The 12501-nt window shown below is 41.6% G+C and carries 12 protein-coding genes and 1 other annotated feature; of the genes, 4 read left to right on the top strand and 8 right to left on the bottom strand.

Features of this window, described 5'->3' with window-relative positions; translation table 11 throughout:
* Positions 1-12 precede the first annotated feature (12 nt).
* The 3 genes from Q0C76_RS02100 to Q0C76_RS02090 are packed head-to-tail and all read right to left on the bottom strand — an operon-like array spanning position 13 to position 2643.
* A complete protein-coding gene (locus Q0C76_RS02100; protein WP_295729108.1) occupies positions 13-714 on the bottom strand; it encodes a methionine ABC transporter permease in 702 nt (233 codons plus the stop codon).
* Positions 707-1771, bottom strand: a complete 1065-nt coding sequence (locus tag Q0C76_RS02095; RefSeq protein ID WP_295729105.1) for a methionine ABC transporter ATP-binding protein — start codon at positions 1769-1771, stop codon at positions 707-709. Before Q0C76_RS02095 ends, Q0C76_RS02100 begins: the two co-directional genes overlap by 8 nt.
* A 20-nt stretch (positions 1772-1791) precedes the next feature.
* A complete protein-coding gene (locus tag Q0C76_RS02090; RefSeq protein ID WP_295729102.1) occupies positions 1792-2643 on the bottom strand; it encodes a MetQ/NlpA family ABC transporter substrate-binding protein in 852 nt (283 codons plus the stop codon).
* 86 nt (positions 2644-2729) lie between these two features.
* Positions 2730-2975, bottom strand: a binding site (T-box leader).
* A 165-nt stretch (positions 2976-3140) separates the two neighbouring features.
* On the opposite strand from Q0C76_RS02090, the gene Q0C76_RS02085 reads away from it, so the two are divergent.
* Complete coding sequence (locus Q0C76_RS02085) at positions 3141-3539, top strand: hypothetical protein (protein ID WP_295729098.1); 399 nt, start codon at positions 3141-3143, stop codon at positions 3537-3539.
* A gap of 55 nt (positions 3540-3594) precedes the next feature.
* Here Q0C76_RS02085 and pyrE read toward each other — a convergent pair whose 3' ends face one another.
* The 3 genes from pyrE to pyrR form a co-directional block, all read right to left on the bottom strand.
* Positions 3595-4239, bottom strand: coding sequence for an orotate phosphoribosyltransferase (gene pyrE, locus Q0C76_RS02080; RefSeq protein WP_295729096.1), 645 nt, complete (start codon positions 4237-4239; stop codon positions 3595-3597).
* 2 nt (positions 4240-4241) lie between these two features.
* Entirely contained in the window at positions 4242-4970 is a 729-nt protein-coding gene (gene pyrF / locus Q0C76_RS02075; protein ID WP_295729094.1) for an orotidine-5'-phosphate decarboxylase, read from the bottom strand.
* A gap of 117 nt (positions 4971-5087) precedes the next feature.
* Positions 5088-5624, bottom strand: coding sequence for a bifunctional pyr operon transcriptional regulator/uracil phosphoribosyltransferase PyrR (pyrR, locus tag Q0C76_RS02070; protein ID WP_295729092.1), 537 nt, complete (start codon positions 5622-5624; stop codon positions 5088-5090).
* A gap of 208 nt (positions 5625-5832) precedes the next feature.
* Between pyrR and Q0C76_RS02065 the strand changes: the two genes are divergently transcribed.
* From Q0C76_RS02065 to Q0C76_RS02055, 3 genes are all read left to right on the top strand, one after another.
* Positions 5833-6468, top strand: a complete 636-nt coding sequence (locus Q0C76_RS02065; protein WP_295729091.1) for an HAD family hydrolase — start codon at positions 5833-5835, stop codon at positions 6466-6468.
* 71 nt (positions 6469-6539) lie between these two features.
* Positions 6540-7571 (top strand): hypothetical protein, encoded by a 1032-nt coding sequence (locus Q0C76_RS02060; protein ID WP_295729089.1) that lies wholly within the window; start codon positions 6540-6542, stop codon positions 7569-7571.
* A 139-nt stretch (positions 7572-7710) separates the two neighbouring features.
* Positions 7711-9081 (top strand): MFS transporter, encoded by a 1371-nt coding sequence (locus tag Q0C76_RS02055; RefSeq protein WP_295729085.1) that lies wholly within the window; start codon positions 7711-7713, stop codon positions 9079-9081.
* A gap of 51 nt (positions 9082-9132) precedes the next feature.
* On the opposite strand, the gene recQ is transcribed toward Q0C76_RS02055, so the two are convergent.
* Positions 9133-10914, bottom strand: coding sequence for a DNA helicase RecQ (recQ, locus tag Q0C76_RS02050; RefSeq protein WP_295729082.1), 1782 nt, complete (start codon positions 10912-10914; stop codon positions 9133-9135).
* Between the two features lie 130 nt (positions 10915-11044).
* Positions 11045-12418, bottom strand: coding sequence for an NAD-dependent succinate-semialdehyde dehydrogenase (locus Q0C76_RS02045; RefSeq protein ID WP_295729079.1), 1374 nt, complete (start codon positions 12416-12418; stop codon positions 11045-11047).
* Positions 12419-12501: the final 83 nt, after the last annotated feature.

The raw sequence follows: 12501 nt of genomic DNA, 5'->3' as shown, positions 1-12501 counted from the left end.
TGCCTTCTTTACTTAGCGACTTTGGTGATTTAACCGTTGTGCCAGCCAATCACCAACTAATTGAATAATAACCACTAACAGTAATACTAAAATTGTGGCAACAATGGTTACATCATTATTAAACCGGTTATAACCATATGCAATGGCGGTATTACCAAGTCCCCCGGCACCAATTGCTCCAGCCATTGCGGTTAAACCAACTAAACTAATCAGGGTTACAGTTGATACTCGTACTAACTCAGAGCGGGCTTCACGAAGATAAACGTCAAAAATGATATCCCGGTTGGTCGCGCCGAGTGCTTCTGCCGCTTCAATTTTGCCCTCATTAACACTTTCTAAGGCGACTTGAACTTGACGTGCATAGAAGGGAAAGACACCAAGTGATAATGGAACAAGGGCTGCGGTAGTCCCAATTTGAGTTCCAACAATTAATTGGGTAAACGGGGCAATGAAAGCTAATAAGATAATAAATGGCACTGCCCGGAAGAGTGAAACCACTTTATCACACAAGCCAAACCAGAACCGATTTTCCAGAATACCATCTGGTTTGGTAATCACCAGAACCACACCAAAAATTAGTCCTAGAATCCCGCCAAAAATTGCCGGCCAAAAGGTCATGTAAATGGTTTGCCAGATGGAAGTTCCCCAACCAGTATCGCCACCCCAGCCGAGATTAGCAACATTCGGTAAGTATTTTGCCAATAAACTAGTCATTCCAAATCCCCCGATCATCAATCTTCGTTACTTCCACGTCTTTATCTTTCAAAAGGTCAACGACACTATCTAATTCATTTTGATTACCCTTAACCAGAATAAACATTGTGCCAACCGGTTCATCGCCAAGTACTTCAATGTTCCCATAAAGCATTGAGACATCAACTCCTAACTGCTTATACAGATCCAGAATAATTGACTTAGTGACATTAGCTGCACTAAAGACTACTTGGAAGAGCTGTTCGTTTGGCGCGAGGTGACCTAGATCAAAAGACCGTAATGTTTCAATTGCTGCTAGGGAGCCACCAACAAATTGTCGAGTGAGCTCCTTCTTTGGTCGTAAGTAAACATCCCGGAGGTTTCCTTGTTCGACGATCACACCATGTTGCATGACGGCAATCTTATTGGCAACCCGTTTGACAGCATCCATTTCATGAGTAATCAGGACCACTGTTAATCCCAATTTCTTATTGAGTTCTTTTAGTAAATCGAGAATTTGGTTCGTGTTTCGAGGATCTAACGCTGAAGTTGCTTCATCTGAAATTAAAATTTCTGGATCATTTGCTAAAGCTCGTGCAATGGCCACGCGTTGTTGTTCACCACCAGATAATTGAACCGGGTACGCGTTTGCTTTATCTTTCAAACCAACTAAGTCCAATAATTTTAATACTTTTTTCTCCGCGTCATCATCAGAAATGGGTGAATGTTTTAAGGCAAACAACACATTTTCGGCAACCGTGGTTTCATTTAATAAATTAAAGTGTTGGAAAATCATTCCAATATTCCGTCGCTTGGTTTGAAGCTCACGGTTATCAACATGTTGTTGTCCATCTTTAAAAAGGACCGTGCCGGCAACGGTTACAGAACCGGCAGTTGGCTTTTGCAAAAGATTAATTGTCCGCACAAGGGTTGATTTACCAGCACCTGAATATCCAACCACGCCATAAATATCTCCTTTTTCAACCTTTAAATTAACATTTTGCACCGCCTTAACATCACTTCCCTTTTTTTGATGGAAAGTTACGCTGAGACTGTCTAAGTCAATGATGTTCGCCATATTCTACCCCTCCTGGATAACTAATTTAATTTCAAATCCCAAGCGGTCTTTTCAGTATCGCCATAGTACTTTTGGTAAAGTTTCTTAACTTGTGGAGTTTGGAAGGCCTTCACAACGTCCTTGTACGCTTGTTTGTTAGCATCTGACTTCTTGGCCACAATAATGTTAATCCATTGTTCGGAATCCTTATTTAAAGGTTCAACATAAATCGTTTGCTTATTAGTTAAGCCAGCTGGTGTTGCGTAGGTATTGTTAACCACCGCTGCATCAACATCGTTTAATGACCGTGCCGTTTGTTCAGCACCCAACTCCTTAATCTTCAAGTTCTTGGAGTTCTTATCAATATCAGCAACTGTTGCTAACTTTCCAGTACCCTTCTTAAAGGTGATTAATCCTGCGTTCTTCAAGACGTATAATGCCCGGCTTTCATTCGACGCATCATTGGGAACGGCAATTGTTGCTCCATTCGGTAAGTCTTTAAGGTTGTGGTACTTCTTGGAATAAAGTCGGATTGGTGCAATCACTGTTCGTCCAACGGAAACAAGGCTACCATGATTAGCTTTGTTCCAAGCATTTAAGAATGCTGTATGTTGAAAGGCGTTTAAATCAATGTCGCCGTTTTGGACGGCTTTATTTGGCTGGTTGTAATCTGAGAAATTTTTAATTTTGACCGTCACCCCATACTTCTTTTTAGCAGTCTGATTAACTTCGTCCCAAATTTTTTGTTGTTGATTCGTTAATCCAACTACTCCAACCGTCACGGTCTTGGCTTGTTGTTGACGGTGATGAACAACTCCAGCAATTCCACCAATTACAATAATGGCAATTACAATAATGGTCCAAACTAAACCAGTGTGTTTTCTTCTCTTCATAATAAAATCTCCCTTTTTATCATTTTTATTTTTAATCAATTAAGCAAACGCTGGATAAACAAAAATCGTCCTTTATCTATTTCTAGATAAAGGACGATTACTCGCGTTACCACCTTTGGTTCGTTGAATCCTTGCGGCTTCAACCTCAACAGGTTACTAAAGGGACGTCTCCCTAATATAACCTTGCACTAGTAACGTGTGCAGCTCCGTCATCAGCTAACATCACTGATGCCATTCCAAGCCCATTTTCAAAATCGCCGATCACTTCTTTCCACCAACCAGAAGCTCTCTTTCAGATCTTTGATTCCTACTCTGCTTTTCGATATGTTTGCTATTCGATTAATTGATTATGAGTAATTATAATTTAATTCTAATAATTGTCAATACATTTTTTAATTTTTCTTGCACTTTTTAGTATTTCGACCAAATCACCGATGGATCATTAGTCAGTAGAAGTGACTTATGATATGATATGTACCTATAAAGGAGGGTTTGCATTGCAAAATCCATTTGGTAATAATAACGATCCAAATAACATTTTTAATAATCTCCCGATTCCACCAAACTATGCAAAAATTAAAAATGACCAAGGTGATTTGCGAATTGCTAAAGTGGGGATTTCATGGACGACATTTTGGTTTGGACCACTGCCCGCACTTTTCCGTGGCGACTATTACAATTTCTTCTTAGAATTGGTCCTTGCCGCTGATTATGTCCTCGTTGCCCTATTCTTTAAATGGCGTGTCCTATTTACCTTCCCTTGGCCGGCGTTAGTCTTTGCACTGTTTTATAATATGATGTATTTTCGTCACCTTTTTAATAAGGGATATTATCCAGCAGATGCTCATTCTCGCGAACTATTAGTCCAAAACCGCTATTTAAAAGAGAAAAAATAATGACGACTAAGTTGAAAACTTCAACTTGAGTCGTCATTTTTATTTATTACGCTACTTAATTTGCATGTTCTTGTGACCACTTCATGGGATCTTTACGCCAAGCATGAAGTGATGCTAACTGAGCTGCCGAAATCAGTTGGTTTTGTTCAGCCGTTTCAATTAAGGTCGTGTAATTAGTTACTGAGTAGTAAGGTAATCCCGCAGCTTGGAAATTATCATCGAGCGCCTTTAATTGGTAACTAAAGATGGAAACAACACCAATCACTTTGCCACCAGCATTTTGAACTGCCTTGACCGCTTTTAATGCACTCCCACCGGTTGATAGTAAATCATCAATTACGACCACCTTTTGTCCAGCTTTCAGAACACCTTCGATTTGACGACCACGACCATGATCCTTCGGTTTCGACCGCACATAGATTAATGGCTTTTGTAGCCGTTCAGCAACGTAAGCAGCATGCGGAATACCGGCAGTGGCAACTCCGGCAATCACGTCCACGTCATCCAGATGATGTTTAATCAATTCCGTCATCCCAACCGCAATATTGCGACGGACAAATGGGTACGAAATCGTTAACCGATTATCTGTATAAATCGGTGCGTGTAAGCCACTCGCCCAAGTAAATGGTTCATCAGGTTTTAACGTCACAGCACGAATATCCAATAAGTTCTTTGCTACAATTTCTAATTGTCCAACCATAATTACTTTCCCTCCATAAATGCTCGACGAATTGCTTTATAGGCTGCTACTGGATCATCACTTTGCGTAATTGGCCGCCCAACCACAATCCCATTACTTCCAAGATCATGTGCCTGAACAGGAGTTACCACCCGTTTTTGATCATCATGAACGTTTAAGTTGGGGCGAATACCGGGAGTCACACATAAGAAGTCTGGTTGCGTAACCGTACGGATTGCTTCAACCTCTTGAGCTGAACAAATTACCCCGTCCAATCCAGCTTTTTCTGCTACTTGCGCATAATTTTTAACCACATCAATCAATGGTAAATCAACGTGTTGTTCGTTTTTAAGAATCTGTTCATCAATGGAAGTTAATTCCGTAATTGCTAACAATTTAGGCTCTGGTAAACCGACCTCATGGGCGCCTTCTACTAGTCCAGCTTTGGCTGCCTTCAGCATTTCAGTTCCCCCAGCAGCATGAGTTGTCGTAAAACGAACGCCCATTTTACCAATCACGCGCATCGCCCGATGAACTGTATTGGGAATATCATAAGACTTGAGATCAAGGAAAACAGCTAAGCCGCGTTGCTTCGCCTGTTTCACAATTCCTGGCCCAAAGGCATAGTACAACTCCATCCCAATCTTCACAATCGGGGTATGATTCGTATCCGCGGCTAATTGATCAAAAAGTGTTAAAGCTTCATCTTTGGTCGCAACATCAATCGCAACCATAGGTTCAAAACGTTCCATTATCTGATCCTCCTATTAAAAAAAGCAGTCCTGCCAAAGAGGACTGCTTTCGTGAGTTCTTAATATAACTCGCTTTCGCCTTTTTGCCCTCTCTGGAGCGAATTAAATGGTGAAATTCTAATTATCTTCAATTGAAATATCTTCATGACCGTCATATTCTTCAACCGCCACGTGAACCGTTTCGTTTAAAGAAGTTGGAATATTTTTACCAACAAAGTCCGGCCGGATTGGAAGTTCTCGATGTCCCCGATCGACAAGTACAGCTAACGAGATGCGCTTTGGTCGTCCCAGATCCATCAAGGCATCTAAGGCAGCCCGTGCTGTCCGTCCCGTAAACAATACATCGTCAACCAAAATCACGTGCTTATCATTAATATCCACGTCAATATCACTACCATTCACCGTTGGCTGAATCTTATGATCAGCGATATGACGATCGTCACGATAAAGCGTGATGTCTAATGAACCGACCGGGATTTTAACGTCTTCCAATTGTTCCATCCGCTTGGCTAATCGTTGGGCAAGATAAATTCCGCGAGTCTTAATACCGACAAACACCAGATTTTCGACACCTTTATTTTGTTCAATGATTTCGTATGTGATCCGCGTTAGCGCACGTTGCATACTTGAACCATCAACAATCTCATGGGCCACAATGAACACTCCTTTACTATAAAAACGCCTTTACGTTGGAGAACATAAAGGCGCGTTTGCTAATCTTGTTCAGTTCCCCTTTTGACCTCTCTGGGTCCAGTTAAAAAGGCTTTATTTAGGAATAGTCTACCCGTCCAACGCTTGTGTGTCAACCATTTAACAGCGTATAATGGAAAGCATAATTATTTTTTGAAAGGACTGGTTCCGCGTGAATAATTTTATGTTTGATTTTGACGGTACTTTAGCCGACTCCGGTGAGGTCGTCTCAGTTGCCACTCAAAAAGCATTTATTAAAAACAACCTGCCAGCACCAACTAAACAACAAATTTTAGACTATATGGGATTGCCGATTGAGACTTTCTTCCCAATGCTGGCTCCCCAAACATCCGCTAAAGTTTTAGAACAGCTTTACGCTGATTTTCGCTTTTTTTGTACCCAAAATGAGGACCAGGGAACTAAATTTTTTGATGGTGTTATTCCAACTCTGCAGAAATTACATCATACTGGTAAACATCTCTTCATCCTTTCCAGTAATTCATCTGAGACAATTTACCACCATCTTAAGCGGTTTAAAATTGACCAGCTCTTCACTGAAGTAGTTGGTTCTGACATGGTTAAAAACTTCAAACCAAACCCAGAAAGTGTTAACCGGGTTGTCCATGATTTCAACCTTAACCGTGACCACAGTGTGATGATTGGTGACGCTCGTTATGATTTACAAATGGGTAAAAATGCTGCCGTGAAAACATGCGGTGCTACCTGGGGTGCATTTAACGTCGCGTCGTTAAAGCAGGAACGACCAACCTACCTGATCGATCGACCGCAACAATTACTCAAATTCTGAATTAATAATTGTCCGCCAGTAACCTTCGTTGTATATTAAAAAGGTAATCTGATTGGGAAGAATTTTTAAAAATGAAAAATAAATGGATGGCAGTTTTACTTACAAGCGGATTAGCGTTGACATTAGTTGGTTGTGGCCAGCAGAGTTCGCCAACTAATAGTGCGAGTTCATCCAGCCTCCTTGCTAGTAAATCCAGCACTAAAATCAGTGCGGATAATCTAACACCTCAGCAAATGGTAAGCGTTGTTACCACCTATGCTGGTAACAAATTTGGTAATCAATGGGCAACCACAGCAAAGGACGCTAAAAAAGCTGGTCTGTCGGTTGACTTGTACCCGTCAAGCAACTACAAACTTGCTGATGATGGCGAAGGGGTTGCGTATAACGTCAAGGCAGCTGATAAGAGTTCTCAGCTGGTATATACCGTGAAGGGCGATCATGTTACTATCTTCCAAAATGCTAGCAAAACTCACGCTGGTAAGAAGTTAACTACCGTTAGTCGTTCCGCCATGGTCAAATACATTAATGACAATGGTCAAGGCAACTTCGTTAACCAACTTTCACAAAATGCACAGGTCAACGACAAACGATCTGGTAACGCTGATGAATCATCCAGTAATTCGTCTTCCAGTAGAAATGGCAAATATGGTAACGAAGGACCGGTAACCGTGCCTGCTGACATGCGGGGAACTTGGTATACTGAAGATGGTGATGCGTCATCAGTGACCTTCGGGAAGAATACAATTACAATTGATGGTTCATCCACCAAGTTATTCAAACAAGACGTTAATTTCTTAAGCGATGATAGTCAGACTACAAATCAGACGGTCCAAAATGCAACGCAACATTGGGGAAGTGGTGCCTTTGTTACCGTTGATGGTCTTCATTATTTAAACATTCGTGGTTGGACTCAAACTGCTGGTGATGGAGAATCATTTGCGTTAACTACAGAGAATATCAACGGTAAAAATGTTCAAGTACTGGTGTCAGCACATGGCGCTGAATTCTGGGCAGATACGGTTTACTATCGCACTAAAGATTTAGCTCATCAACAAGCAAATCACAAGTATGATGACTTACGTTACCAAGACGACGAACAATAATTACATTACTTATTTCTTGATCACTTTCCAATTTCTGAAAGGAAAGTGATCTTTTTTATTTTTACGACCTTTAATAATTGCAATATTACGCATTTTTTTGATAGTCTAGTTAGGTATCGCTATAGAATGGAGGAATGACATGACAAAATCAAATACAATTAATTTCGATTCCCATACCAGAAATATTATTGCTGCAGTTCTGATTCTGGCGGACTTCATTAGTTTGGCAAGTCAAACCATGATCGTAACCGCCTTGCCAATCATCCAGCAAGATCTGCATGTATCACTAACAACTGCCCAGTGGTTAACAACTGGTTATACCCTCATTCTCGGTCTCACCATTCCCCTCTTTTCAAACATCTACGATAAATACACCGATCGGGGAATTTATCTCAGTACTGTTGGCCTGTTCATTATTGGGACTGCTCTTGGTTGTATTGCAACCAATTTCCCGCTTCTTCTGATAGCACGCTTAACACAAGCGGCTGCTGGTGGCGTCATTATGTCACTCCAAATGACCACCATGATTTCAATTTTTCCAATTGAAAAGCGCGGAACTGTCTTAGGGATGACCAGTTTGATTATTTCCACGGCGCCTGCGGTTGGTCCGACCTTATCTGGATTCTTGCTCGAATACCTGTCATGGCGGTGGTTATTTATTAGTGTATTACCACTGATGATTATTTGCTGGCTAATTGGGTTCTGGAAACTTTCTAACTATTCACCAACTAAAGACGTTCACTTTGATTATCCTTCAATCATCACTTCGCTCGTCGGCACTGGCTTAGCGCTTGGCAGTCTAACCGTCTTTCAAAGCAGCCTTTGGATTGGATTAGCAATGTTGGTCGTCGGTTGCCTATTTATTTGGTGGTTTGTTCATCGTCAACTGCATCTCAAAACACCAATGCTCAAAGTCACCATTTTCAAATATCCATCATTCCGTTTAATGACAATTGTCGGACTACTGGCTTTTATGATTATGCTGGGTACTGAACAAGTTTATCCCATTTTCACTGAAAAAATTCTGCACACCAGTAGTTTAGCCTCCGGATTGATCCTCTTTCCGGGTGCAATTGCCAACGGAATTGTTTCATTCTTTGCCGGGCGATTATATGATCAATACGGCTTAAAATGGCTTACGACTACCGGAAGCATTTTAATTGCCATTGCTAGTATCCCATTACTATTCATTTCTGCCACAACTTCAATCATGGAATTAACCCTGATCTACATCGTCCGCTTAATCGGGAATGCCCTGATCTTTAGTCCGGCACTAACCGAAGCGTTCTCGAACCTGAATTTAGAAGAAAACAGTCACGGTACAGCCTTAAATAATACGATCCGCCAAATTTCTGGTTCCGCATCTGTCACCATGATGGTGGTCATTACTGATGCACCCGGATCAATTATTCAAGGAGCACACTGGGCATTTGCTGCCACCCTTTTCATGGTAATTATCCTCATGATCGTTCTTGGTCACTACCTGATGATTAAAAAAAACGTTAAATAAATCGAGACCCAAAGCTCATCATTACCGAGCCTTGGGTCTCAATTTTATAAGCTATTCAGCTTGAATTACGTTCAGCATTGCTTGACCATACTGGTCCAATTTCCGCTGACCAACTCCAGCAACATCTAACATTTCCGTCAGTGATTGCGGTCGTTTCCTTGCCATATCATGGAGTGTCCGATCGGAAAAAATCATAAATGCGGGAACTCCTTGTTTCTGAGCTAGCTCCCATCGTTTCACCCGCAACTTAGCAAATAATTCGCGGTCTTCTGGCAATTCATCAGTAATTTGGGTTGCTTTGCGGTCGGGTTTTCCTTCCAGTCGGCGTTTTACATGTTCTTGACCATGTAAAACGTTCCAACCACGTTTAGTAATCGCAACTACCGGATACTGATTACCGCGTAACTCAAGATAACCAGTCGCACAAAGATAGTCAATTAAACTCACCGCTTGTTGCTTAGAAAAATCATCCAGTGTATCGTAACTTGATAATTCACTTGCTTGAAGTTGACGCATCCGCTCATTTTGCGAACCAGTCACAACCTGGGCGACCACTCCCTTACCAAACCGACTATGTAATTCGCTCACCGCGGTGATGATCAATTTTGTTTCACGTGTAACATCAATCAATTTTCTGTGATCTAAACAGTTACTACAATGACCGCACGGATCACAATGCTGGCCAAAGTATTCAACAATTGCTTGTTGTAAGCAACGTGGGGTGTTCACATAATCAATCACTGCTTGGAGCTTACGATATTGAACGTTCTGATACTCTTCGTCGGCTTCCGACATCTCAATAAAGCGCCGGTATTGTTGCATATCACTAGCATGAAACAACATAATTGCTTCGCTTGGCAAGCCATCTCGTCCGGCACGACCTGCTTCTTGGTAATATGATTCTAAGTTTGGCGCGCTTGTTGCGTGCACGACAAACCGGACATTGCTCTTATCAATTCCCATACCAAAAGCATTTGTTGCGACAATTACTGGAACACGATCAAATTGAAAGTCATCTTGAATGCGCGCCCGGGTTTCATTATCCATGCCAGCATGGTAAGGTGCTACCTTCAAGCCGCGAGAGCTTAAATATTCGGCGATGGTTTCCACACCTTTACGGGTATTGGCATAGATAATTCCCGCTTCATCTTCATGATTTTTGAGATATTCATACAGATATCGTTTCGTATCAGAGTGTGACTGCATAACTTTAAAGCTGATGTTCGGTCGAGTAAAATTTGTCACAATGAAATTCTTCGGAGCAATCGCTAGTTGTTGACCAATGTCCTGTTGAACTTGTGGTGTTGCTGTGGCAGTCAATGCCAAAGTGACTGGTTTAGACTTCAGGCCGGCAATTGCTAATTGGAGTTGCCGATAAGCCGGACGAAAATCATGTCCCCATTGTGAAATACAGTGAGCTTCGTCGACGGCAACTAAATTAATAGCGAGATAATTCAATTGATAGCGAAAATAATCCATATTGAGGCGTTCAGGAGTCACATAGATTAACTTTAGTTTACCCTCATATGCTTGACGGAGAATCGGATTAACCTCATCACGAGGCGTAATACTGTTGATGGCCGCAGCTTCTACCCCATTTTGATGAAGGGCATCGACTTGGTCCTTCATTAGCGAAATCAAAGGTGAAACAACAATCGTTACCCCAGGATTGAGTAAAGCAGGAATTTGGTAACACAGCGATTTACCACCGCCAGTCGGCATCACAGCCAATGTATTTTGACCATTAAGAACTGCACTGATCACTTCCCGTTGTCCCGGGCGAAATTCATCGAACCCAAAGACCGTCTTTAAAATTGATTGTGCATTGTTCATGGTTTAGCTCCCTTTAATTGGATTCCATGTTTTAAAACATTATTTGAATTATATAACGAAAAATTATGATCAAGCTATTTTTCCAAAAAATCCGCCCACCTGACAGTGAGCGGATTACTTAGCTTAAGTTTTATCCTTCTGGTTCATAAACCAAGTGGTCATTAACGAAGGACTTGAAACCTTGTTCAGCCAGTTCACGACCGTATCCAGAATGCTTAACCCCACCGAACGGCAATTCCGGCAGTGAAGCCCAGCCAGAATTAATCCAGCTCATTCCAGTATCAATCTGAGCAGCAACCTTCCGTGCTTCAGAAACGTTCCTACCAAAGACGGTGTTACCAAGTCCATAACTTGAATCATTGGCTAAATCAATGGCTTCTTGAACATCATGGTACTTGTAAACCGACATTACCGGCCCAAACATTTCTTGATCAAAAATTGGATTATCCCGACTAATATCCGTTAAAATCGTCGGCATGAAGAATTGGCCATCTAGATCAACCGGTTGATTTCCATAGACCACCTTGGCACCATTTTCTACTGCTAAATCAACTTGCTTTTGCAGTTTATTCTTCGCTTTTTCAGAATTCATCGGTGCTAAGGTCGTTGCCGGATCCATTGGATCACCCATCTTGACACTACTGAAGATTTCCTTCGCCCGTTTTAGGAATTCATCATACAGATTATCAGGAACAATAAACCGTTTCGATGATGTACATACCTGTCCAGCATTATAAAGCCGTGCTGCAGGAATAATGGCCGCTAACTTGTCCATATCGGCATCTGGCAAGACGATGAAGGCATCGTTACCGCCTAATTCCATCGTACTCTTCTTTAAGTTCTTCGCGGCTTCCGTTGCTACTGCTTGGCCACCCCGTTCGGAGCCAGTCAGGCACACACCTTGTACCCGCTTATCCGCAATAATGGCACCAACTTGGTCATAGTCAATAAACATGTTCGTTAAGCTACCTTCTGGTGCCCCCGCTTCTTTAACCAAATCTGCAAATGCTTGCGCAGAAGTCGGGCAATTAGAAGCATCTTTCAAAACCATTGGATTACCGGCTAAAAAGTTCGGAATGAAAACCCGCGCGACTTGGTAGAATGGGAAGTTCCAAGGTTCAACCGCCATTAAAACACCGGTTGCTTGATGTAAAACATAGGCATTTCCGGATTCCGTATAAATTGGCGTTGGTGCTAAAAATTGATCCGCTCGTTCGACATAGTAGTCACAGAATGAGGCACAAAGCTCGACTTCTCCTTCTGATTCACTGATTAGCTTTCCCATATCCCGAGTCATGATTTCAGCTAATTCACGTTTTTTACTACGTAAGAGTTCGCCTAATCGCGTAATAATTTGCTTCCGTTCAGCTAATTCGTCACCATTCCGCCATTTTAAATATAAGGCGTGAGCAGCCGTCAATGTTTTTTCAATTTCTTCGTTCGTTGTTTGTGAATATTCATGTTCAACTTCATTGGTATATGGATTTACTGTTTTATAAGCCATTTTTATAATCACCTTTCCTTTTATTCTTATTTCACATTGTAAACGTTTTATAAGATTTCACAAGGCGATTTGCGGCTAGTTAA

Origin of the sequence: uncultured Limosilactobacillus sp. (assembly GCF_934202705.1) — a bacterium.
Lineage (GTDB): Bacteria > Bacillota > Bacilli > Lactobacillales > Lactobacillaceae > Limosilactobacillus.
This window is presented reverse-complemented; position numbering and strand designations above follow the sequence as displayed.

What these genes read in the sequence shown, in the direction of transcription:
- Q0C76_RS02045 (WP_295729079.1), bottom strand. Translation starts at nt 12,418, where the DNA reads ATGGCTTATAAAACAGTAAATCCATATACCAATGAAGTTGAACATGAA.
- Q0C76_RS02055 (WP_295729085.1), top strand. Translation starts at nt 7,711, where the DNA reads ATGACAAAATCAAATACAATTAATTTCGATTCCCATACCAGAAATATT.
- recQ (WP_295729082.1), bottom strand. Translation starts at nt 10,914, where the DNA reads ATGAACAATGCACAATCAATTTTAAAGACGGTCTTTGGGTTCGATGAA.
- pyrF (WP_295729094.1), bottom strand. Translation starts at nt 4,970, where the DNA reads ATGGAACGTTTTGAACCTATGGTTGCGATTGATGTTGCGACCAAAGAT.
- Q0C76_RS02090 (WP_295729102.1), bottom strand. Translation starts at nt 2,643, where the DNA reads ATGAAGAGAAGAAAACACACTGGTTTAGTTTGGACCATTATTGTAATT.
- pyrE (WP_295729096.1), bottom strand. Translation starts at nt 4,239, where the DNA reads ATGGTTGGACAATTAGAAATTGTAGCAAAGAACTTATTGGATATTCGT.
- Q0C76_RS02100 (WP_295729108.1), bottom strand. Translation starts at nt 714, where the DNA reads ATGACTAGTTTATTGGCAAAATACTTACCGAATGTTGCTAATCTCGGC.
- Q0C76_RS02060 (WP_295729089.1), top strand. Translation starts at nt 6,540, where the DNA reads ATGAAAAATAAATGGATGGCAGTTTTACTTACAAGCGGATTAGCGTTG.
- Q0C76_RS02095 (WP_295729105.1), bottom strand. Translation starts at nt 1,771, where the DNA reads ATGGCGAACATCATTGACTTAGACAGTCTCAGCGTAACTTTCCATCAA.